Origin of the sequence: Phaeobacter sp. CAU 1743 (assembly GCF_039839315.1) — a bacterium.
GTDB lineage: Bacteria > Pseudomonadota > Alphaproteobacteria > Rhodobacterales > Rhodobacteraceae > Phycobacter > Phycobacter gallaeciensis_A.
The window spans coordinates 14,670-34,796 of record NZ_JBDOQR010000051.1 but is presented as its reverse complement, the minus strand read 5'-3'; the positions used below and the strand labels follow the sequence as shown (position 1 = coordinate 34,796).

The following is a 20,127-nucleotide window of genomic DNA, read 5'->3' as shown; positions in this document are numbered from 1 at the left end:
CGCAAGCGACAAGCTCACGCCGCTCTGAAGAGGTAAGAAAACCGGGACGGATCATGCCGTTACTTGAATCGCGACCTTCTTGCACGTCAACCCTTCAGATCTCGGGTCTTCAGTGACTCCGGGTATACCTGAATTATATTAACGTCCTACGCGTGAAATCGGGCTTTGTTATGTCAAATTGTGACATAAATTCTGAACAGCTGCTTTACTCTTCGTCCATGGACAGGGCAGCAAGCGGTCGATGCAGCTGGGCGAGGACAATTTGGGCCATTCTATAGCGATTTTGTTTCCAAAAGGGAAACGATGATGGGGCAAAGTTTCCATGATTGCGCGGCGCTGACGCAGGAGATTTCCGGTTGCCGCCTTTGTGCGCAGCGGTTTGCCGCCACGGCCACGCGGCATGCGCCGCGCCCGGTGGTCTGGTTCCGCCCCTCAGCACGGATCCTGATCGCGGGACAGGCGCCGGGTCTGCGGGTCCATGACAGCGGACGCCCCTATACGGATGCCTCCGGCGACCGGTTGCGCCAGTGGCTGGGGATTTCCGAGGGTGTTTTCTATGACCGGGACCAGATCGCCATCGTCCCGATGGCCTTTTGTTTTCCGGGGTATAACGCGAAAAAGGCGGATCTGCCGCCGCCGCCGGAATGCGCCCGCACCTGGCAGCACAGGGTTATGTCCGTCCTCCCCGAGGTCGAGCTGACGGTGCTTGTGGGAGGCTATGCGCAGCAGCATCATCTGGGAAAAAGGCCCGGGTTAGCGATACGGTGGCCGATTGGCGCGCGCATGCGCCGCGCGTCTTTCCCTTGCCTCATCCGTCCTGGCGCAATACCGCATGGCTGAAACGCCACCCCTGGTTTGAAACAGATCTGCTGCCCGCGCTGCGGCACCGGGTCAAGGAGCTTTTGTGATGACAATGCCAACGCCGCTGGATCAGGCCCACGCGCAGATGGAGGCAGAGCCCGCGTCGGATGCCGCGCGTCTGCGGTTCTACGAACGGCTATCGGATGCCGAACTCTTTCTGATGCTGGAAAAGGAAGTCGAGAACGACAAGCTGGAGCCGGCCCTGTTCGACACGCCCGAGGGGCGCTTCGTCCTGGTCTTCGACCGCGAAGAGCGGCTCGCCCAGTTTGCCGGGCGCGCGGTGCCCTATGCGGCGCTGGCCGGGCGGGGGATCGTGCAGATGCTGTCGGGGCAGGGGATCGGTCTGGGCGTCAATCTTGAGGTCGCCCCCTCTGCCATGCTGATCCCGGCCGAGGCGATTGGCTGGCTTGAAGAAACTCTGGGTCATGCGCCGGATCAGGTAGAGGCGACCATCGAAAGCTTCCTGCCGCCCGCCGGTCTTCCGGATCTTCTGCTGACGGCGCTGGATACCAAACTGGCGACCGCCGCAGGACTGGCGCAATCGGCCTATCTGGTGGCGGTGCGCTATCAGGGCGGCGGGCAGGGGCATCTGCTGGGCTTTGTCGATGCCAAGGACGCCGCGCGGGATGCCCTGGCCAAGGCGGTGGGCGAGGCGTTGACCTTTTCCGGGATCGAGGCCGGGGCGCTGGATGTCGGGTTTTTCCAGGCGTCCGATACGGCTGCGGCCAGCCTGTCACGGGTAGGGCTGCGGTTTGATCTGCCGCAGCCAGAGGCGCCGCAGGTCTATCAGCCAGTCGCGCCCGGCAGCGATCCGGACAAACCACCGCGTTTGAAATAATCAGTTCGCGTGGCACGGCGGCGACCCGCCGTGCCTTTCATGCAGGGGCGGACGGGGCAGGGCGCCCACGTCCGCTGACTGTCAGTCTCAGCTGTCTTCGGTTTCAAGCTTGTCTTGGGTGCGGGTGTCGAAATCACCGGCGTCATGGCGCTCGCGCAGCTGGCTGTGCAATTCGCCAAAGGCGCGGTTGACCATGCGGCCACGGCTGACCGCGGGGCGGGCGTCGATATCCTTGGCCCAGCGCACCACATTGGTGTAGCTCGCTACGTCGAGGAACTCTGCCGCATCGTACAGGCGGCCCAGCACCAGCTGGCCATACCAGGCCCAGATCGCCATGTCTGCGATGCTGTAGTTATCCCCCGCGATGAAGGCGTTGCCATCAAGCTGGCGTTCCAGAACGTCTAGCTGACGCTTGGTTTCCATGGCGAAACGGTCGATCGGATACTGCCATTTTTCCGGCGCATAGGCGTAGAAATGGCCAAAACCGCCGCCCAGATAAGGCGCGCTGCCCATCTGCCAGAACAGCCAGTTCATCACTTCGGTGCGCTCCGGCCCGGACTTGGGCAGGAACTCGCCGAATTTCTCGGCCAGATGCACTAGGATCGAGCCGGATTCAAACACTCGAACCGGGGTGTCGCCGCTGCGGTCCATCAGGGCGGGGATTTTCGAGTTAGGGTTGATGTCGACAAAGCCCGATCCGAATTGATCGCCTTCGCCGATGTTGATCAGCCAGGCGTCGTATTCGGCGCCGGAGTGGCCCTTGGCCAGCAGCTCTTCGAACATCACGGTGACCTTGACGCCATTGGGGGTGGCCAGCGAGTAGAGCTGGAAGGGATGCTTGCCGACCGGCAGTTCCTTGTCGTGGGTGGCGCCTGCGATGGGACGGTTGATCGAGGCGAAGCGTCCGCCGCTTTCCTGTTCCCAAGTCCAGACTTTCGGCGGGGTATAGCTCGTATCACTCATGTGGATGGGCCCTGTTCTGTATGTGGTGGCGGGCGGCGCGGGGCGCGGCCCGGTTCTGATTGACGTCTCTGACGTAGGATACTCGTCAAAAATTCCAATGACTGGAAGGTGTGGGTGCGATCTTTTTCGTGCAACCGTGCAGGGGGCGGCCTGCGGTCACGCAGAGACACAGCTGTGTGAGCGCCCCTTCGCAAAGGGTCTGCGCCGGATATTGTAGATGCAGTTGTAGTGGATCGGCAGACCGGTGGAGCAGGACCCCCTGTGACACGTCATGTCCCGGATCGGTGCCGAATGAGGAAAGGATCAAGACATGAAACGTTTTGCACTGGCTGCCATCGCGGCCCTGACGATTGGAAGCTCTGCTTTTGCAGGGGAGCAATATATTGACGGCACCGGTTTTGCGGTCTCTGGCTATGACGTGGTTGCCTATCGCAGCCTCACCCAGGTGCCGGTGGGCGAGGTGCAGCCTGCCGCAGTGCCGGGCCGTGCGGATATCGTGGCCGAGTACAACGGTGCCCGCTTTGCCTTTGCCAGCGAAGAGAACCGCGAGATGTTCCTGAAGAACCCGGAATACTACGCGCCGCAGTATGACGGGCACTGCGCCTATGGGGTGTCCAAGGGCGGCAAGGTGCCGGCCAACCCGAACCTGTGGCGGATCGTGGATGACAAGCTGTACCTCAACATCACCAAGAACGTTGTGGGCTTCTGGGAAGAGGACATCCCCGGCAATATCAATATCGCCGAAGGCAACTGGCCAGGTATCGAGCCGGACGAAGCCTCGGAGCGTGTCATTCCGAATTTCGAGTCCTCTGCGCCTGAGGGGCGCTGAGCAGCAGCGGGGCTGCCCCTTTGCAGGCACCTAGCGAAATTACATGTGACAATAAAAAAGCCCCGCACGGGAACGGCGGGGCTTTTTTGATTGGGGAAAATGGTCCGAACCGCGAGCAGTGGGCCCGGAGCCGATTACCGTTTGCGGTCGCGGCGGGCGCTCATCGGTTGGAAGGCGACGCCGACGTGGGCTTCGCAATAGGGTTTGCCTTGCTGAACGGGCAGACCGCAGAACCAGAAATCCTCGGTCGCGGGGTCGCCCACCGGCCATTTGCAGGTGCGTTCGGTCAGCTCCATCAGCGTCAGCTTCTTGGCCTTCTTTTCGATCTCGTTGACCTTGGCCAGGGCTTCGGGGCTGATCTCATTGGCAGAAGGCTGCGGTGGCAGCGGCTGACCAGCCGGAATGATCTGCTTGCGGGCCGGAATGGCGGCCTTGGTTTCAGGCGCGTTTGCGGCGGCCGCAGGCGGCGGGGTTGCCGGGCGGGCCGGTTCCGTCTTTGGCTGTGGTTTTGGCTTGGGCGCCGGTTTGGCAGCGGCTGCGGCTGCTGGCTTTTCCTTGGGCTCGGCGGCTTTGGCGCCACCGGCTGCGCGGTTGGACAGGCCGAGGCGGTGCACCTTGCCAATCACGGCGTTGCGGGTGACCCCGCCCAGCTCCTTGGCGATCTGGCTGGCCGACTGACCTTCGCCCCACATTTTCTTGAGCAATTCGACGCGCTCGTCTGTCCAGGACATATGTTGCCTTTCCAAGCTGAAAGCGGCCCCAGAATCCTGCGGCCGCCATCGAGTTCCGATATAAACGCCTATTTTAATCACTGCGGCCCGAGTTACAAGGCGTCTTGCACCTGCGGATGCAGCAGGTATGCAGATGGGGCACGGGCGGCACGCCGGAGCACGCATAAGACTGGAACGAGGAAAGCACCATGGCAGAGACGGAAACAGAATACCGGGTCGGAATGGGAGAGCGCCGGTTCGGTCGCGTAAACTGGCTGGGGCTGCAGACGCTGGCGATGCGCGAGATCAAGCGCTTCTCGGTGGTCTGGACCCAGACGCTGCTGGCGCCGCTGATGACGGCGGCGCTGTTCCTGATGATCTTCAACATCGCGATCGGTCCGAAGCGTGGCGATGTGATGGGGGTGCCCTTCCTGACCTTCCTGGCGCCGGGGATCATGATGATGACTGTGATCCAGAACGCTTTTGCCAATACCTCCTCCTCGATCGTGATTTCCAAGGTTCAGGGCAATATCGTCGATACGCTGATGCCGCCGTTGTCGGGGCTTGAGATGCTGCTGGGCTACCTTGCCGGGGCCATCGCGCGCGGTGTGGTGGTGGCGCTGGCCATCGGGCTGGGTCTGATGCTGGCGCTTCAGATCGTGCCCGCGCATCCGCTGGTCGCGCTGTTCTTCATCGTGATGGGCGCGGCGTTCCTGGGCGGGCTGGGCATCGTCGCCGGTGTTTTCGCGGACAAGTTCGACCAGATGGCCGCGATCACCAACTTCATCGTGACGCCGCTGGCCTTTCTGTCGGGCACTTTCTATTCGGTCGAGTCGCTGCCGCCGGTGCTGCAGGCGATTTCCCATGCCAACCCGGTGTTCTACCTGATTGATGGCGTGCGCTATGGGGTGATCGGCACCTCCGACAGCTCGCCGCTGCTGGGCGCGACGGTTTGCGTTGGCGCCACGGTCGCCATCAGCCTGCTGGCTTGGTCGATGCTGCGTCGGGGTTATCGCCTGAAGGCATAAAGGGCGGCCTCAGGCCGGTTTTGCTTGGCGTCCCTCGCGCCAGGCCAGAATGGCGGCGCCTGTCAGGATGACGCAGGCGCCAAGAACGGTCACCCCGTCCGGTACCACGCCAAAGCCGAGGAAGTCGTAACACGCGGCAAAAATCAGCGTGGCATAGCTGAAGGGCGCCACGAAAGAGGCATCCCCGCGCGCCATGCCGTTGATGAAACAGGCCTGCGCGCAGGCCATCAGCGCGCCCAGTGCCGCCAGCGCGCCCCATTGCATCGGCGTTGGCATCTGCCAGACCGGCAGCACCGCCAGGCTGGCGATGAGAACACCAATGCCGTTGTTGAACCACAGGATCTGCAAGGGCGCCTCGCGCCCCGACAGTTTCTTGATGAAGATCAGCTCCAGCCCCATCACCGCTGCCGCGCCAAGTGCCAGAAGGGCCGCTGGCTGAAAGCTCTCGGGTGCCGGGCGGAGCAGGATCATCGCGCCGATAAAGGCGATCCCCGCCGCGCCCCAGCGCCAGGGGCCGACGCGCTCACCCAGAAGCGGGATCGCCAGAAGCATGCAGAACACCGGGTTGAGAAAGGTGATCGCCGTGGCATCGGCCAGCGGGATATAGGCAACAGCGGCAAACATCAGCGTCACACCGCCCCAGCCAAAGGCGGTACGCCCGATATGCAACCCCCAGTGCGGCCGGGTCAGCCGGGGTCGCACCAGCGCCAACACCGAGGAGATCACCACGAAGGCAAAGATAAACCGCCCGTGCGAGATCTGCAGCGGGTGCAGCGCAGGCCCGAGAGCGTCGGTGCCCAGCGATTTCGCCATCAGCGTTGTCGCCGCGATAAAGGCGGTTGCCAATAGGATCAGCGCGGCGGCCAGCATCGGATTTTGCGGTGTCGGAGTTTTCATGCGCAATCGGTGCGCCCGTGCCCGCAGAGATGCAAGGATAAAAAGCGCGGCCGCCAGCGAAGGATTAGCGGCACGTCGGACAGGCGCGGCCAGAGCATGCTGCCGAATTGTTCAGGGGGGCTGCACAAAAGGGGTTCCTTTTTGCGCAAAGCTCCCTTATGGACCCATTCCATGATCAAACGTACACATAACTCTGCGCTTCGACGCCGACGCCGGACTGCGTAAACCGCAGCCTCAGTGCCCCTGTGGCGCCTTTGATCCCTTGTGCCGAGATGATGGTACAAACCCCCTCCGACTACAGTATTGACCCTCCGGCCCGGCTATGCACAGCTTTGGCCTCAATGTTTCAAAAAGGATGATCCTGATGATCCCGTCCGTTCTGCCGACTTACAATCGTGCTCCGCTTCAGTTCGTCAAAGGCGAAGGCGCCTGGCTGATCGAGGCCGACGGGCGCCGATTCCTGGATCTGGGCGCCGGGATCGCGGTGAATGCGCTGGGCCATGCTCATCCGGCCTTGGTAGAGGCGCTGACCTCCCAGGCGCAGAACCTGTGGCATGTGTCGAACCTCTATCAGATCCCACAGCAGCAGGCGCTGGCGGACAAGCTGGTCGAAACGACCTTTGCCGATACGGTCTTCTTCACCAATTCGGGCACCGAAAGCTGCGAATTGGCGGTGAAAATGGCGCGCAAGTATTTCTACGACAAGGGCCAGCCCGACCGGGTCGAGATCATCACTTTCGAAGGGTCCTTCCACGGCCGGTCCTCTGCGGGTATCGCGGCGGCGGGCTCGGAAAAGATGACCAAGGGCTTTGGTCCGCTGCTGCCGGGCTTTGTGCACTTGCCGTGGAATGATCACGACGCGGTGGCGGCGGCGATCAATGACAAGACCGCTGCGATCCTGATCGAGCCGGTACAGGGGGAGGGCGGTATTCGCCCGCTGCCCGATACCTGCATGAAAGGTCTGCGGGATCTTTGCGACGAACACGGCATTCTGCTGATCCTTGACGAGGTACAATGCGGCGTGGGCCGGACTGGCAAGCTCTTTGCCCATGAATGGGCGGGCATTACTCCTGACATCATGATGGTGGCCAAGGGCATCGGCGGTGGTTTCCCGCTTGGCGCGGTGCTGGCGACCGAGGATGCGGCCAGCGGCATGACCGCGGGCACCCATGGCTCCACCTACGGCGGTAACCCGCTGGGCTGCGCGGTGGGCTGCGGGGTGATGGATGCGGTCGCCGATCCGGATTTCCTAGCCGAGGTGAACCGCAAGGCGGGCCTGCTGCGCCAGAAGCTGGAGGGGCTGGTGGCCAGCCATCCCGAGGTCTTCGAAGAGGTGCGCGGATCGGGGCTGATGCTGGGGCTCAAGTGTAAGGCGGTGAACATCGATGTGGTCAACGCGGGCTATGATAACGAGGTCGTCACCGTTCCGGCGGCTGACAATGTGATCCGCCTTCTGCCGCCCCTGAACCTGACCGACGAGGATATCGCCGAGGCGCTTCAGCGTCTTGAGAAGGCGGCCAAACAAGTCGCGGCGGCCTGAGCGGACCCTTCAGATCAATTGCGAAGGCGGGGGATATGCCCCCGGCTTCACCCTGACAAAAAGTGACAAGACATGAACCATTTTCTTGATATCCACAAAACCGATGCAGCAGCCCTGCGGGGCATCATCGATCAGGCCGGCGCGATGAAGCAGGCGCGCTTGGGCCGCCCAAAAGGCGCCCCCGATGACGAACAGCCGCTGGACGGGCGCATGGTGGCGCTGATCTTTGAAAAACCGTCGACCCGGACCCGCGTTTCCTTTGATGTTGGCGTGCGCCAGATGGGCGGGCAAACCATGGTTCTGTCAGGCAACGACATGCAGCTGGGCCATGGTGAGACCATCGCCGACACCGCCCGCGTGCTGTCGCGCTATGTGGATCTGATCATGATCCGGACCTTTGATGAATCGGTGCTGATCGAAATGTCGGAATATGCCGATGTGCCGGTGATCAATGGTCTGACCGACCGCACCCACCCCTGTCAGATCATTGCCGATATCCTGACCTATGAAGAGCACCGCGGCCCGATCAAAGGCAAGAAGGTGGTCTGGACCGGCGACGGCAACAATGTCTGCGCCTCCTTCCTGCATGCGGCGGGACAATTCGGGTTTGACCTGACCTTTACCGGCCCGGCGCAGCTGGACCCCGAGGATGAATTCGTCGGTCTGGCGCGCAAGGCGGGTTCGACCGTGGTGATCGAACGCGACCCGGTCAAGGCCGTGGAAGGCGCCGATCTGGTTGTGGCGGACACCTGGGTTTCCATGCATGACAGCCAGTCCTCGAAAGAGCGGCGCCACAACATGCTGCGCCCCTATCAGGTGAATGACGCGCTGATGGCCCATGCCAAGGAGGACGCGCTGTTCATGCACTGTCTGCCGGCCCACCGTGAAGAGGAAGTGACCTCTGCCGTGATGGATGGTCCGCAATCGGTGATCTTTGATGAGGCCGAGAACCGCCTGCACGCACAAAAGGCGGTGATGCGCTGGTGCCTCGGCGTCTGATCCGGTTCAAAGCTTTAGAAATGTAAAACCCCTCGCCGCAGATCCGCGGCGAGGGGTTTTCTTTTTCGAGTTCGTGCCTGGCTGAGGCTTAGCGAATGATCGTCGTCAGCAGCCAGAAGGTAACACCGGACAGCAGTGCCGCGGCGGGCACGGTGATCACCCAGGCGGCTACGATGGTCATGAAATGGCTGCGACGCACCAGCTTGCGGCGGCGGCGTTCCTCGGGGGCGATGCGCAGTTCCTCCGGACGCTGCAGCGAGAATTTGCGCAGGCGGTTCTCGGCGTGCCATTCGCGAAAGAAGCCAACGCCAAAGACCGCGCCGACCGCGATATGGGTCGAAGACACCGGCAGGCCAAGCCAGCTGGCCACGATCACCGTGATGGCTGCCGAAAGCGACACGCAATAGGCGCGCATCGGGTTCAGCTTGGTGATCTGGCTGCCGACCATACGGATCAGTTTCGGGCCAAACAGGAACAAGCCAAAGGAAATGCCGAAGGCACCGATCACCATCACCCAGGTCGGGATAGCCACCTTGGCGGCGAAATCCCCGAACTCTGCTGCATGCACAATCGCCGCGAGCGGACCCACAGCATTGGCCACATCGTTGGCGCCATGGGCAAAGGACAGCAGCGCGGCGGAGATTACTAGCGGGATGCGGAACAGGATTTTCAGCGACTTGTTGCGGTTCTCAAGTCCCACGGACTGGCGTGCGATCAGCGGCTTGGTGATCAGATAGCTTGCCACGGCAAAGCCAAGACCGATCAAAAGGGCGATTTCCAGATCGATCTTGATGATCCGTTTCAGACCTTTCAGCGCCAGATAGGCGGCAAAGGCGCCGGCCATGATGGCGACAAGGATCGGAACCCAGCGCCGCGCGGCGGCGATCTTGTCGTCCTGATAGATAACTTTGGCCTTGATCACCGCCAGAAACAGCGCCGCGATGACGCCGCCCAGAACCGGCGAGATGACCCAGCTGGCCGCGATCTTGCCCATGGTGGCCCAGTTGACCGCGGACATGCCTGCGGCAGCAATGCCCGCGCCCATGACGCCGCCGACCACTGAATGGGTGGTGGAGACCGGCGCGCCGATCCAAGTGGCCAGATTGACCCATAGCGCTGAGGACACCAGCGCGGCCATCATCGCCCATATGAACACATCCGCCGTGGCCACGGTGGCGGGATCGATGATGCCCTTTGAGATTGTGGAGACCACGTCGCCCCCGGCGAGGAGGGCACCGGCGCTTTCGGCGATGGCAGCGATCAGGATGGCACCGCCCATGGTGAGGGCGTTGGCGCCCACCGCCGGTCCCATGTTGTTGGCAACATCGTTGGCGCCAATGTTGAGCGCCATATAGGCACCAAAGATCGCAGCGGCGATGACGATGAAATTGCCGGGCGTGCCGCCGAGGAAAACGGCAGCTGCTGCACCAGCCAGCACGATGAAGGCCAGCGAGATGCCGGGGCCGACCAAGGGGCGGGAGACATAGGCGGTTGCCAGCTCCAGCTGAGAGATCCGGTTGAGGTCCCTGTCGAGGGTTTCCCAGTGCTTGCTATCGGGTTTTTCGCTCATGTCGCCGTTCCCCATGCCAAATGCCCAGCCAGACGGCTGTGCCGAAAAGAGTCGGCCACCGGGTAGCGTCGCGTCACCATTGGCGCAAGGCCGGTGTCACGATTCCATCATAAAACTGTTACAATTGTCGCAGGATCGACTGCAGATCCGGTTCCCGGACCAGGTTTGCCGCGTCTTGCGCGGGCATCCAGACACGCTTGCGTTGATCGGATTCCGGGTAGTCATCCTTGATGCGCTGGACCTCCGCGATATAAACCAGCGTTTCCACCGGCTGCCGGGTGCCGTTGTCGCGTTCCTTGACGTAGTGATAGCTGCCCTGCGGATCAGAGGTGATGCGGGCATCGGCGACGCCGGCCTCTTCCCAAGCCTCTTGCAAGGCGGATTCGGGGCCGTTCTTGCCTTTGATGGGCCAGCCCTTGGGGATGATCCAGCGACCGGTGCCGCGGCTGGTGATCATCAGCACGTCTTTTCCGGATTTGGTGGTACGATAGCACAGGGCTGCCACCTGAATCCGCTTTGGGCGGAAAATAAGGGGGCGCAATACCTCTTCCCAAGCCTTGGCGAGGAGTGTTGTCATGCCTGAACTGCTTTCGCTATCTTGTTATGCTTTTGCCCCGGGCCGGAAACCGGACGGGGAGATGGTAGTAAATTTGGGGTTGACCACAACATATGCCCCAAAGGCGAATTTACAATGGTGTCTTGAGTTCGTCTCTGAATTGTGAACTTTTTCCGCAACAGCCGGGCAGGCGCCAAAAGGGCGTCAGGGCCGACATCATACCGGCCGCAGGGCCGTCAGAAAAAGAAAGCGGGAGGGGACAAGGATGAAAGCTGCATTGGTGACCGGCGGGGCACGCGGGATCGGGCTGGCAACGGCGAAGGGACTGCTGGCTGAGGGCTGGCAGGTGGCGATCCTGGATCGCGACAGCGAAGCGCTGGAGGCGGCCGGGAAAGAGGTGGCAGGCCTTACCCTAATCAATGCGGATGTTTCGCGCCCCGAGGATGTAGAGCGGGCTGTCGCGGAGATCACGGCAGCCTTCGGGCGGCTCGACGGGTTGGTGAACAACGCGGGCGTCGCCGATTTCGGCCCGATCCGCGAGACTACCTTTGAACGTTGGCGCCGGGTGATGGAGACCAATCTGGATGGTCCCTTCCTGATGACCCAGGCCTTTACCGATCTGCTCGCTGCGGATGGCGGCGGGGCGGTGGTGAATATCACTTCGATTTCGGGCTTGCGCGCCAGCACCCTGCGGGTGGCCTATGGTACCTCCAAGGCGGCATTGGCGCAGCTGACGCTGCAGCAGGCGGCAGAGTTGGGCGAGATCGGGATCCGGGTGAACGCGGTGGCGCCGGGGCCGGTGGCGACCAAACTGGCGATGGCGGTGCACAGCCCAGAGATCATCGCCGCCTATCACGATGCGCTGCCTTTAAACCGGTATGGCAAGGAAGAGGAGATCGCCGCGGCGATCAATTTCCTGCTGTCAGAGAAGGCGAGTTTCATCACCGGTCAGGTGCTGGCCGCCGATGGCGGGTTCGAGGCCACCGGGATTGGCCTACCCGCGCTGCGCGCCGACGCGGCAAAGGACTGAGCTGGCCGGTGCTCTAGCAGAGGGGGGCCTCCCGCCCGCGATCTGCCGCATCAAAGATGCGGCCTCCGCCGTTGGGTATGGCAGCGCGCAGGGGCGCGCTGCTCCGGCGCGATGACTTTTTCGCCCTGGGACCTCTCAGGATTTGCGCCGGTTGGCCCGCAGGGTTGGATCGGCAGCGGTCGGATCTTCGGGCCAGGGATGTTTGGGATATTGGGCGCGCATGTCCTTGCGCACGTCCGCATAGGACCCGGCCCAGAACCCCGGCAGATCACGGGTGATCTGGATCGGGCGCTGTGCGGGGGACAGCAGCGTCACCTTCAGCGGCACGCCGCCCACGGCGGGATGGCGGGTCACGCCGAACATCTCTTGCAAGCGCACTGCGATTTCCGGCACTTCTTCCCCGTAGTCGATCGGGATCTTGCGGCCCAGCGGCGTGACGAAATGGCCCGGCGCTTCGCGGTCCAGAAGCTGCGTCTGCTCCCAGCTGAGGGCGGCGCGCAGGGCGGGCAGCAGGTCGAACTGTTTCCAGTCCTGCGCGGTTTTCACCCCGGTCAGCATCGGCAGTAGCCAGTCGGCCAGCGTTGCCATCAGCCCATCTTCGGAGAAATCCGGCAGATCATGCCCATCGGCGCGCAGCAACTCGACCCGCGCCACCAGCCGGGCGGCAGCACCGCTGAGGCGCAAACCCAGATCGCGGACCCCGTCGAGCATGGCTTCGGCGATCGCCTCGGGCGGGACGTCCTTCCAGATGCGATCATCCAGCACGATACTGCCAAGGCGCTCCTGGCTGCGGGCCACGACGCGGCGGTCGCGTTTGGACCAGGCGCAACTGTCCTGCCAGCGGATCTGATCGGCAAACAGCGCGCGAATATCGGCAAGGGCGATCTGCACCGCCATGCGGATCTTTGCTTCGCGCGGGTTACCATCGGTGTCCAGCGCCACGATGAAGGGCGCGGCGGCCAGCGTGTCCTCGGGCGACAGCACCGCGCCCTTGCCCCCTGACAGGACATAGCGCGGCGTATCGCCCTTGCGGCGCTGTCCGATGCGGTCGGGATAGGCGAGCGCGGCCAGCCCGGCTGCTGACAGGTCAGATACCACCGGCGCGTCAGAGCGGGTCTTGCGCTGTTGCTGCTGCAGCCTGCGGGCCTCTGCGCGGATCCGCTCCACCACTGGCAGGGCCAGTTGATAGGGGCGTTTGCGCTGGAACGCCTTGGGATCCTTCAGCGCCTCCAGCCGCAGCATCAGGTCGGCAGGGGCGCCGCGCAGGGGATCACGCTCGGCCAGCAATGCGGCCAGCGTGGCGGCGGGGGCGGCCTGATCAGGGGCCGCGCGCAGCAGCATATGGCCAAGGCGCGGATGCAGGGGGAGCGCTGACAGCGCCTTGCCGTGGGTGGTGATGCGGCCCTGTGCATCCAGCGCGCCCAAAAGGCTCAGCAGGTTGCGGGCCTCCTGCAAGGCGCCCTCGGGTGGCGGTGTCAGGAAGGCGAGATCCTCGGCGGCAGCGCCCCAGAGCGCCAGCTCCAGCGCCAGACTGGCCAGATCTGCGGATGCGATTTCCGCCGGGGGAAAGGCGGCAAGCGCGCCTTCCTCGCCCTTGGTCCAGAGGCGGTAACAGACCCCTTCGGAAACGCGGCCGGCACGGCCCTGCCGCTGGGTTGCCTCGGCGCGGGTAACCTTTTCTGTGACCAGCCGCGACATGCCGGACCCCGGATCGAAGCGGGCGCGGCGCGATTGTCCCATGTCGACCACCACACGAACCCCGTCGATGGTAAGCGAGGTTTCCGCGATCGAGGTCGCCAGCACCACCTTGCGCCCTGATTTCGCGGGCTGGATGGCAGCGTGCTGCTGGGCAAAGGGCAGGGCGCCAAACAGGGGATGCACCGTGCAATTCCCGGGCAGGCGGTTTTCGAGCGCGGCAGCGGCACGGCGGATTTCGCCTTCACCGGGCAGGAACACGAGGATACCGCCGCTGTCCTTGCGGGTTTCTGCCTCGGCGCGGGTAACCAGATCCACCAGCGCATCGGTGCGGCGGGCCTTGGGGCCAAGCGGGGTATCGAGCCAGCGGGTCTCCACCGGGAAACTGCGCCCCTCGGAGGTGATGAGCGGTGCCTCCATCAGGGCGCTGACGGGGGCGGCATCCAGCGTTGCGGACATCGCCAGCAGGATCAGATCGTCGCGCAGGGCGCCCGCGACCTCAAGACAGAGCGCGAGGCCGAGATCAGCATTCAGTGAGCGTTCGTGGAATTCGTCGAAGATCACCGCTCCGACGCCGGGCAGATCCGGGGCCGATTGCAGCATCCGTGTCAGAATGCCTTCGGTGACGACCTCGATCCGGGTGGATTTGCTGACCTTCGCTTCGCCCCGGATGCGGTAGCCGACGGTCTCTCCGGGGCGTTCGCCCAGGGTTTCGGCCATGCGTTCGGCGGCGGCGCGGGCGGCCAGGCGGCGTGGCTCCAGCATGACGATGCGCCCATCGCAGAGACCGGCCTCGAGCATGGCAAGCGGTACCTTGGTTGTCTTGCCGGCGCCGGGTGGGGCCTGCAGCACGGCGCGGCCGCCCGTGCGCAGGGCGGCGATCAGTTCGGGCAGGGCGTCATCAATGGGCAGGCGTGTCATGGCAGCCTTATCGCCAAAGACCCGTGCCGGGTCCAGAGGCGCGGCGGCTGCGGCTGAATGCGCCTGCCTCGGCACTGGACAATCCGGGCCTGCCTGCGTCAAGTAGGCGGAACTTTCGGACAGAGGCCCTGCAAGGGGCGCGGAACAGGGGCTTTGGCATGGGTATTGCGCAGCTGAGTGACAAGATTTTGCAAGGCGACCGGCGCGCGCTGGCGCGGGCGATTACTCTGGTCGAAAGCGGGCGCGATGATCACCGGGAGCAAGCGCTGTCCCTGCTGGAGCGGCTTGCCAAAGCGGATCGGCAGGCCTTGCGGATCGGCCTGTCGGGCACGCCTGGGGTCGGCAAATCCACCTTTATCGAGGCCTTCGGCATGATGCTGGTCGAACGTGGCCTGCGGGTGGCGGTGCTGGCGGTCGATCCCAGTTCCACCCGTTCGGGTGGTTCCATTCTGGGCGACAAGACCCGGATGGAGCATCTCAGCCGCCAGAAATCCGCTTTCATCCGCCCGTCGCCCAGCCAGACCACGCTGGGCGGTGTCGCCCGTCGCACCCGCGAGGCGGTGTCCCTGTGCGAGGCTGCGGGTTTTGATGTGGTGCTGATCGAAACCGTCGGGGTGGGGCAATCCGAAACCGTGGTGGCGCAGATGTCGGATCTGTTCCTGCTCTTGCTGGCCCCGGCGGGCGGCGATGAATTGCAGGGTGTCAAGCGCGGCATCATGGAAATGGCGGATATGATTCTGGTGAACAAGGCAGACGGCGATCTGAAGCCCGCCGCCACCCGCACCTGCGCCGATTACGCCGGGGCTTTGCGGCTGCTGCGCAAGCGTCCGCAGGATCCGGAAGGATTTCCCAAGGCGATGATGGTTTCGGCGCTGGCACGGGAGGGGCTGGAGGCCGCTTGGGCCGATATCGAGCATCTGTCGGGCTGGCGGCGCGAGACGGGACATTGGGCGCGAACCCGGGCGGATCAGGCGCGTTACTGGTTTGCCGAGGATGTGCGTCAGGCTATGCTGGCAAGGCTGGAAACGCCTTGGGCGCAGGGCCGGATGGCGGAACTGTCGGATGCGGTCGCTGCGGGAGAGCAGACCCCTGCCGCAGCCGCGCGGGACATGCTGAAGGGGTTGGGGCTGGAATAAACCCGCTGACCAGATGCGGTAAAGGGACCTTTCAAGCCAGGCGCGCGGCCGGGTTTGGTCCGGTTTGGGCGGGGCTGTGCCACTTTCCGGCGGAGTGGGTGATAAAACCCTGCCATATGGCTTGACCCTGTCAGCGATTCCTCCTAAACGCATCCAACCAGTTTTCGGGCGCAGCCAATGGCCGCGCCCTTGTGATTTGGCGGCAGATTCGGAGTTTTGTCCGGCAGGCCGCCCCAGATACGAAGGATGAACCTATGTCGCGCCGTTGCGAACTGACCGGAAAAGGCCCGATGACTGGCAACAATGTCAGCCACGCCAAGAACCGCACTCGTCGTCGGTTTCTGCCGAACCTGAACGATGTCACCCTGCAGTCCGAGACTCTGGGCCGTGGCGTCAAGCTGAAGATTTCCGCCGCAGCCCTGCGCTCGGTTGATCACCGCGGTGGTCTGGACGCATTCCTGGCAAAAGCCAAGGACGAAGAGCTGTCCGCAACCGCTCTGAAAGTGAAAAAAGAGATCGCCAAGGCACAAGCTGCTGAGGCCTGATCTGCTTCAGACCGATCTGATTTCGTAAGACGCCGTGCTGGACATCCCAGCGCGGCGTTTTGCCGTTCATGGCGTGACCGAATGCCGCTTGCGGTCGCCCCTGCGCGGGGGCATATCTGCTGCTGATGATGCGACGTTTGCGGATATATATCGGGATCTTCCTGTCCCTTGCTGTGGTGCTGACCGCCCATAGCGCTGCCGCTATGCGTGGGGCACGGGATGCCTCGGGGCAGATCGTCATCTGCACGGGCACCGGCCCGGTGGCGATCTATGTGGACAGCGACGGCCAACCGGTCCCGGCGCCGCATTATTGTCCCGACTGTGTGATGCATCTCTTGGATGCTGGGCTGCCGGTGCAGCAAGCGCTGCCAATCCCGGCACGCCCGGTTCTGCAGGATCTGACACCGGTTCGCACAGTCCTGATCCCCGTCTCCTGCGGGCAATACGCCCTGGCGCGTGGCCCGCCGATCACTGCCTGATTTCCAATCTATCCTACCCTGAAAATCAGACAGACTTTGTAACAGGAGACTCAAGATGTCTTTTAAATCCCTCGTTTTCGCCGCCACCAGCGCAGCCGCAGTCACCCTTGCCGGGGCCGCCATGGCGGGCGGTATGATGGTTGAGGACGCCTATGCACGCGTATCGACCAAGATGTCCGCCAGCGGCGCGGCCTTCATGCAGATCATGAACGATACCGGCGCTGATGACCGGCTGATCGATGCGCGTTCTGACGTGGCAGAGCGGGTCGAACTGCACACCCACCAGGGCGATGCCAACGGTGTCATGAAGATGGTGCACGTGGAAGAAGGCTTTGCCATTCCGGCGGGTGAGGTGCACATGCTGAAGCGGGGCGGCGACCACGTCATGTTTCTGGGGCTGACCCAGACCCTTCATCACGGCGATGTGGTGCCGTTGACGCTGGTCTTTGAAAAAGCCGGTGAAATCAACGTTGAGGTGCCGGTGGATCTGGAGCGCAAGCCCGGTCACGGCGGCATGAAGCACAACAACTGATCAGCGCCACGCGCGCCGAGAGGCATTGTGGCCAGTCCTTTACCGGGGGCTGGCCGTTTTCTGTGGAGGCTCAGGCGCGGGCCAGAATGTCGCCGGTCCAGTGGGGCACGATCTCGCTGGCGCGCCCCAGGCGGCTTTCGGCAAAGCTGGATGCGCCGGCCGAGGGCTCAAGATTGAGTTCAACCGTATGGGCGCCCGCCATCTGCGCTTCCTGCACAAAGGCGGCGGCCGGGTAAACCTGACCGGAGGTTCCGATTGAGGCAAAGATATCCGCTTCGGCCAGATGGTCGTAGATGGCTTCCATGAAATAGGGCATTTCGCCAAACCAGACGATATCGGGGCGCGTGCGAGGCTGGGCGCAGGCGGGGCAGAGGTCGGTGGGCGACATGCTGGCGGGGGCGGGCCAGCGGTGATCACAGGCTGCGCAGAGGGCGCCGTCAAGCGTGCCGTGCATATGCAGCACATCCTCTGCGCCGCCCTGTTCGTGCAGCCCGTCTACATTCTGGGTGATGATCACAACCTCTCCGGGCCAGGACCTTTGCAGCTCACCAAGGGCCGTGTGGGCGGCATTCGGGCTGGCCTCGGCCGATTGGGCACGGCGGGCATTGTAGAAGGCGTGCACAAGATCGGGATCGCGGGCAAATCCTTCGGGCGTTGCTACATCTTCGATCCGGTGCTTTGCCCAGAGCCCGTCTTCGTCGCGAAAGGTACCGAGCCCGCTTTCGGCGGAAATGCCGGCGCCAGTCAGGATGACGATCTTCTCCGCACTCTTTTCCATCGCCGCAAAGCCTCTTATTGCTGTCTTGCCAAAAGGAGTGTGCCCCGATGACTAAACGCATTTTGTTCGTCTGCCTAGGAAACATTTGCCGCTCGCCGGCAGCTGAAGGGGTGTTCCGCGACCTTTTTAAGCAGGCCGAGACGGATAGCGCGGGCACGGCGGGTTATCACGTGGGAGAGCCGCCCTACGGGCCGATGCAGGCAGCGGCGCGGGCGCGAGGGCTGGATCTGTCGGATTTGCGGGCGCGGCAGTTCGAACCGCAGGATTTTGCGCGTTTTGATCTGATCGTGGCGATGGACGGTGACAACCTGCGCAATATCGAGGCGCAAAGGCCTGCAGACCAGATCACGCCCGTGGTGCTGTTCACCGACTTTGCTGCGGGCAGCAGCGCGGATCATGTGCCCGATCCCTATTATACGCGGGATTTCGACGGCTGCCTCGACCTGATCGAGCAGGCGGCGCGGGGGCTGGTCTCCCATCTGGAGGCAGGGCACGCCCTCTGACGTCGGCCTTAGCTGTCGATGACCTTGAACGCGCCTGCCAGCCAGGGAAGCCGGACCAGCGCCGGATCGATCATCTGTGTCTGGATCAAGTGCCGCATGGTCTTAGCCACGTCGCGGGGGACCTGATCCGCCCAGTCGTTGCCGCTGAACAGGGAAATGGTCCGACCGGCGGCACCAAAGGGCAGGGCGTAGGCTTCGATCTGATCGTGGAACCGCACCGCCCGCATATACCCCAGCGGCGTCGTGATCGCCCAGCCGATCCGGCGCGCCACCATGGCCATCAGGGCAAGGTGCGAACCAATCTCGAACCGGCTTTCAAAGGTAAGGTTTTGACGGTTCAGATGGGCGTCGATTTGCTGTGAAATCAATTGGTCCCGTGCATAGCGCAGGAATGGCAGGGTATTCAGCTCGCTCACGCTGACCTTCGGAAGGCCAGTATCCGAGGAGCCGATGAACCCCTTTGGGGCCACCAGAATAAAGGGGTCCTGTACCAGAGGCAGTTCCACCAGCCCTTCGTGCAGGGCGCCGGTGGTGGCGGCTACGGCGATGTGCAGCTCGCGCTCTTCCATGGCGCGGATGATGTCGTGGCTGGAGGCGGTGATCATCTTGAAGCGACATTTGGTCAGGCTCTCGGCAAGGATGGTCACCAACCGCGGGGTCAGATCATTGTCGAAATCGTCGATCAGACCGATCGACAGTTCGGGCAGGTGGCTGAGATCGACAACCGTCAGCTCGCTTTGCGCCAGACGCAGCTCTGCAAGCACCGCCTCGGTGCGGGCCAGAAATGTGCGCCCTGCCGGGGTGACCACCATCGGGCGGCGGCTGTGGTCCACCAGGTCGCAGGACAATGATTTTTCCAGATTCCGCAATTGCTGGCTGACTGCGGGTTGGCTGAGCCCGGTCATTTCCGCAGCCTGCGCCACGGATCCGGTTCTTGCCAGGGCGGCAAAGACTTCCAGCCCTCTTAGGGTAACACCCTTCGTCAACATGAATATGCTCCAAATATGCATCTTCTTTCTCAACGACAGAAAGATGCGGGGTCAAGGGTTGTATTGGAGCGGTTTTCCCCTGTGCGGCACTGCAGCATCTGCGCCGGGCCGTGGGCCGCGCAAAATTGGGGGCGCATCATGGAGGCATGAGAGGGGTGTTACCGTCGTAACGCTGATCTGAATAGACGCCTTTCAGAGGGGCTGTATCAGCCGCAAACGCGCGCGGCGTTGGCGCCAAATTCCTTGTAGCGTTCCCAAAGCTGTTCATCGCCGCGATGGCTGGACTGGCGTACGACCTGGGCCTGATGCGGATCGGCAAACCACTTCGACACCTTGGAGCGCTCCGAACGGGTCAGGCTCTTGTTGGCGACTTTCTGAATGCAGCTGCACAGCCCGGCCTTTGCATAGCCGCGTTCGGACTGACGGCAGGCCCTTTCGATGACGCCTGCGTCGACAGAGGGTACGCTGAACGCAGTCGTCAGGGCTGCGGCACAGAGAAAAGAGCTCACAAAACGCATCGTCATGTCCTGTCCAGTGGTCATTCGAGAAAGGCCGCTGGCAGGCGGCTGGCGCGACTATGCCGCAGGTTTGGCTGGCTTTCAATTGGGGTTAATAATCCATAAATCATGCGCGGGAATTTGCCGGGACCCTGAAACAGCCCCGCCCGGACACAAGACCGGGCGGGGCCCTTGTCCGAGTAGCGTCCCGAGTCAGCAAAATTAGGGATT

The 20,127-nt window shown here is 63.0% G+C and carries 20 protein-coding genes and 1 pseudogene; 12 read left to right on the top strand and 9 right to left on the bottom strand.

What is annotated here, in order from left to right:
• Window positions 1-306 precede the first annotated feature (306 nt).
• A pseudogene (locus tag AAFO90_RS17845) lies at window positions 307-908 on the top strand (uracil-DNA glycosylase family protein).
• Window positions 908-1,699, top strand: coding sequence for an SseB family protein (locus AAFO90_RS17840; protein WP_347510230.1), 792 nt, complete (start codon window positions 908-910; stop codon window positions 1,697-1,699). The pseudogene AAFO90_RS17845 and the gene AAFO90_RS17840 overlap by 1 nt, the downstream one beginning before the upstream one ends.
• Before the next feature lie 87 nt (window positions 1,700-1,786).
• Here the strand turns inward: AAFO90_RS17840 and yghU are convergent, their stop codons facing one another.
• Complete coding sequence (yghU, locus tag AAFO90_RS17835; protein ID WP_347510229.1) at window positions 1,787-2,662, bottom strand: glutathione-dependent disulfide-bond oxidoreductase; 876 nt, start codon at window positions 2,660-2,662, stop codon at window positions 1,787-1,789.
• A gap of 310 nt (window positions 2,663-2,972) precedes the next feature.
• On the opposite strand from yghU, the gene AAFO90_RS17830 reads away from it, so the two are divergent.
• Window positions 2,973-3,491 (top strand): YHS domain-containing (seleno)protein, encoded by a 519-nt coding sequence (locus AAFO90_RS17830; protein ID WP_347510228.1) that lies wholly within the window; start codon window positions 2,973-2,975, stop codon window positions 3,489-3,491.
• A 134-nt stretch (window positions 3,492-3,625) separates the two neighbouring features.
• Here AAFO90_RS17830 and AAFO90_RS17825 read toward each other — a convergent pair whose 3' ends face one another.
• On the bottom strand, window positions 3,626-4,222 hold the full coding sequence (locus AAFO90_RS17825; protein WP_347510227.1) for a GcrA family cell cycle regulator: 597 nt from the start codon (window positions 4,220-4,222) through the stop codon (window positions 3,626-3,628).
• 188 nt (window positions 4,223-4,410) lie between these two features.
• On the opposite strand from AAFO90_RS17825, the gene AAFO90_RS17820 reads away from it, so the two are divergent.
• Window positions 4,411-5,229: an ABC transporter permease gene (locus tag AAFO90_RS17820; protein WP_274830102.1), complete on the top strand. Its 819-nt coding sequence runs from the start codon at window positions 4,411-4,413 to the stop codon at window positions 5,227-5,229.
• A gap of 9 nt (window positions 5,230-5,238) precedes the next feature.
• Here the strand turns inward: AAFO90_RS17820 and AAFO90_RS17815 are convergent, their stop codons facing one another.
• Window positions 5,239-6,126 (bottom strand): DMT family transporter, encoded by an 888-nt coding sequence (locus AAFO90_RS17815; protein WP_065272954.1) that lies wholly within the window; start codon window positions 6,124-6,126, stop codon window positions 5,239-5,241.
• A gap of 364 nt (window positions 6,127-6,490) precedes the next feature.
• On the opposite strand from AAFO90_RS17815, the gene AAFO90_RS17810 reads away from it, so the two are divergent.
• Window positions 6,491-7,666, top strand: coding sequence for an aspartate aminotransferase family protein (locus AAFO90_RS17810; protein ID WP_347510226.1), 1,176 nt, complete (start codon window positions 6,491-6,493; stop codon window positions 7,664-7,666).
• A 72-nt stretch (window positions 7,667-7,738) separates the two neighbouring features.
• Complete coding sequence (gene argF, locus AAFO90_RS17805; protein ID WP_347510225.1) at window positions 7,739-8,665, top strand: ornithine carbamoyltransferase; 927 nt, start codon at window positions 7,739-7,741, stop codon at window positions 8,663-8,665.
• Between the two features lie 88 nt (window positions 8,666-8,753).
• Here argF and AAFO90_RS17800 read toward each other — a convergent pair whose 3' ends face one another.
• Entirely contained in the window at window positions 8,754-10,235 is a 1,482-nt protein-coding gene (locus AAFO90_RS17800; RefSeq protein WP_274830100.1) for an inorganic phosphate transporter, read from the bottom strand.
• 118 nt (window positions 10,236-10,353) lie between these two features.
• Window positions 10,354-10,812, bottom strand: coding sequence for an NUDIX hydrolase (locus AAFO90_RS17795; RefSeq protein WP_347510224.1), 459 nt, complete (start codon window positions 10,810-10,812; stop codon window positions 10,354-10,356).
• 244 nt (window positions 10,813-11,056) lie between these two features.
• On the opposite strand from AAFO90_RS17795, the gene AAFO90_RS17790 reads away from it, so the two are divergent.
• Window positions 11,057-11,821 (top strand): SDR family oxidoreductase, encoded by a 765-nt coding sequence (locus tag AAFO90_RS17790; RefSeq protein WP_065272957.1) that lies wholly within the window; start codon window positions 11,057-11,059, stop codon window positions 11,819-11,821.
• 135 nt (window positions 11,822-11,956) lie between these two features.
• Here AAFO90_RS17790 and hrpB read toward each other — a convergent pair whose 3' ends face one another.
• Window positions 11,957-14,437, bottom strand: coding sequence for an ATP-dependent helicase HrpB (hrpB, locus tag AAFO90_RS17785; RefSeq protein ID WP_347510223.1), 2,481 nt, complete (start codon window positions 14,435-14,437; stop codon window positions 11,957-11,959).
• 158 nt (window positions 14,438-14,595) lie between these two features.
• On the opposite strand from hrpB, the gene meaB reads away from it, so the two are divergent.
• The 4 genes from meaB (at window position 14,596) to AAFO90_RS17765 (ending at window position 17,129) form a co-directional block, all read left to right on the top strand.
• Window positions 14,596-15,573 carry a methylmalonyl Co-A mutase-associated GTPase MeaB gene (gene meaB, locus AAFO90_RS17780; RefSeq protein WP_347510222.1) on the top strand — a complete coding sequence of 326 codons (978 nt, stop codon included), beginning with the start codon at window positions 14,596-14,598 and terminating at the stop codon, window positions 15,571-15,573.
• Window positions 15,574-15,827: 254 nt separating this feature from the next.
• Entirely contained in the window at window positions 15,828-16,118 is a 291-nt protein-coding gene (rpmB, locus tag AAFO90_RS17775) for a 50S ribosomal protein L28 (protein ID WP_065272959.1), read from the top strand.
• Window positions 16,119-16,243: 125 nt separating this feature from the next.
• A complete protein-coding gene (locus AAFO90_RS17770) occupies window positions 16,244-16,597 on the top strand; it encodes a hypothetical protein (RefSeq protein ID WP_347510221.1) in 354 nt (117 codons plus the stop codon).
• A 55-nt stretch (window positions 16,598-16,652) separates the two neighbouring features.
• Window positions 16,653-17,129: a copper chaperone PCu(A)C gene (locus AAFO90_RS17765; protein ID WP_065272960.1), complete on the top strand. Its 477-nt coding sequence runs from the start codon at window positions 16,653-16,655 to the stop codon at window positions 17,127-17,129.
• Window positions 17,130-17,199: 70 nt separating this feature from the next.
• On the opposite strand, the gene AAFO90_RS17760 is transcribed toward AAFO90_RS17765, so the two are convergent.
• Window positions 17,200-17,907: an NAD-dependent deacylase gene (locus tag AAFO90_RS17760; protein ID WP_347510220.1), complete on the bottom strand. Its 708-nt coding sequence runs from the start codon at window positions 17,905-17,907 to the stop codon at window positions 17,200-17,202.
• A 47-nt stretch (window positions 17,908-17,954) separates the two neighbouring features.
• Here AAFO90_RS17760 and AAFO90_RS17755 point away from each other — a divergent pair, with 47 nt between their 5' ends.
• The gene (locus tag AAFO90_RS17755; protein WP_065272962.1) at window positions 17,955-18,410 is read left to right on the top strand and encodes a low molecular weight protein-tyrosine-phosphatase; all 456 of its coding nucleotides are present in this window, start codon (window positions 17,955-17,957) and stop codon (window positions 18,408-18,410) included.
• Window positions 18,411-18,418: 8 nt separating this feature from the next.
• On the opposite strand, the gene AAFO90_RS17750 is transcribed toward AAFO90_RS17755, so the two are convergent.
• Both AAFO90_RS17750 and AAFO90_RS17745 read right to left on the bottom strand, forming a co-directional pair.
• Window positions 18,419-19,399, bottom strand: coding sequence for a LysR family transcriptional regulator (locus tag AAFO90_RS17750; RefSeq protein WP_347510219.1), 981 nt, complete (start codon window positions 19,397-19,399; stop codon window positions 18,419-18,421).
• A gap of 206 nt (window positions 19,400-19,605) precedes the next feature.
• Entirely contained in the window at window positions 19,606-19,917 is a 312-nt protein-coding gene (locus tag AAFO90_RS17745; protein ID WP_065273772.1) for a hypothetical protein, read from the bottom strand.
• Window positions 19,918-20,127: the final 210 nt, after the last annotated feature.

Bases quoted from the DNA above. Each gene is read 5' to 3' on its own strand.
- AAFO90_RS17840 (WP_347510230.1), top strand. From the start codon at position 908: ATGACAATGCCAACGCCGCTGGATCAGGCCCACGCGCAGATGGAGGCA.
- yghU (WP_347510229.1), bottom strand. From the start codon at position 2,662: ATGAGTGATACGAGCTATACCCCGCCGAAAGTCTGGACTTGGGAACAG.
- AAFO90_RS17830 (WP_347510228.1), top strand. From the start codon at position 2,973: ATGAAACGTTTTGCACTGGCTGCCATCGCGGCCCTGACGATTGGAAGC.
- AAFO90_RS17825 (WP_347510227.1), bottom strand. From the start codon at position 4,222: ATGTCCTGGACAGACGAGCGCGTCGAATTGCTCAAGAAAATGTGGGGC.
- AAFO90_RS17820 (WP_274830102.1), top strand. From the start codon at position 4,411: ATGGCAGAGACGGAAACAGAATACCGGGTCGGAATGGGAGAGCGCCGG.
- AAFO90_RS17815 (WP_065272954.1), bottom strand. From the start codon at position 6,126: ATGAAAACTCCGACACCGCAAAATCCGATGCTGGCCGCCGCGCTGATC.
- AAFO90_RS17810 (WP_347510226.1), top strand. From the start codon at position 6,491: ATGATCCCGTCCGTTCTGCCGACTTACAATCGTGCTCCGCTTCAGTTC.
- argF (WP_347510225.1), top strand. From the start codon at position 7,739: ATGAACCATTTTCTTGATATCCACAAAACCGATGCAGCAGCCCTGCGG.
- AAFO90_RS17800 (WP_274830100.1), bottom strand. From the start codon at position 10,235: ATGAGCGAAAAACCCGATAGCAAGCACTGGGAAACCCTCGACAGGGAC.
- AAFO90_RS17795 (WP_347510224.1), bottom strand. From the start codon at position 10,812: ATGACAACACTCCTCGCCAAGGCTTGGGAAGAGGTATTGCGCCCCCTT.
- AAFO90_RS17790 (WP_065272957.1), top strand. From the start codon at position 11,057: ATGAAAGCTGCATTGGTGACCGGCGGGGCACGCGGGATCGGGCTGGCA.
- hrpB (WP_347510223.1), bottom strand. From the start codon at position 14,437: ATGACACGCCTGCCCATTGATGACGCCCTGCCCGAACTGATCGCCGCC.
- meaB (WP_347510222.1), top strand. From the start codon at position 14,596: ATGGGTATTGCGCAGCTGAGTGACAAGATTTTGCAAGGCGACCGGCGC.
- rpmB (WP_065272959.1), top strand. From the start codon at position 15,828: ATGTCGCGCCGTTGCGAACTGACCGGAAAAGGCCCGATGACTGGCAAC.
- AAFO90_RS17770 (WP_347510221.1), top strand. From the start codon at position 16,244: ATGATGCGACGTTTGCGGATATATATCGGGATCTTCCTGTCCCTTGCT.
- AAFO90_RS17765 (WP_065272960.1), top strand. From the start codon at position 16,653: ATGTCTTTTAAATCCCTCGTTTTCGCCGCCACCAGCGCAGCCGCAGTC.
- AAFO90_RS17760 (WP_347510220.1), bottom strand. From the start codon at position 17,907: ATGGAAAAGAGTGCGGAGAAGATCGTCATCCTGACTGGCGCCGGCATT.
- AAFO90_RS17755 (WP_065272962.1), top strand. From the start codon at position 17,955: ATGACTAAACGCATTTTGTTCGTCTGCCTAGGAAACATTTGCCGCTCG.
- AAFO90_RS17750 (WP_347510219.1), bottom strand. From the start codon at position 19,399: ATGTTGACGAAGGGTGTTACCCTAAGAGGGCTGGAAGTCTTTGCCGCC.
- AAFO90_RS17745 (WP_065273772.1), bottom strand. From the start codon at position 19,917: ATGCGTTTTGTGAGCTCTTTTCTCTGTGCCGCAGCCCTGACGACTGCG.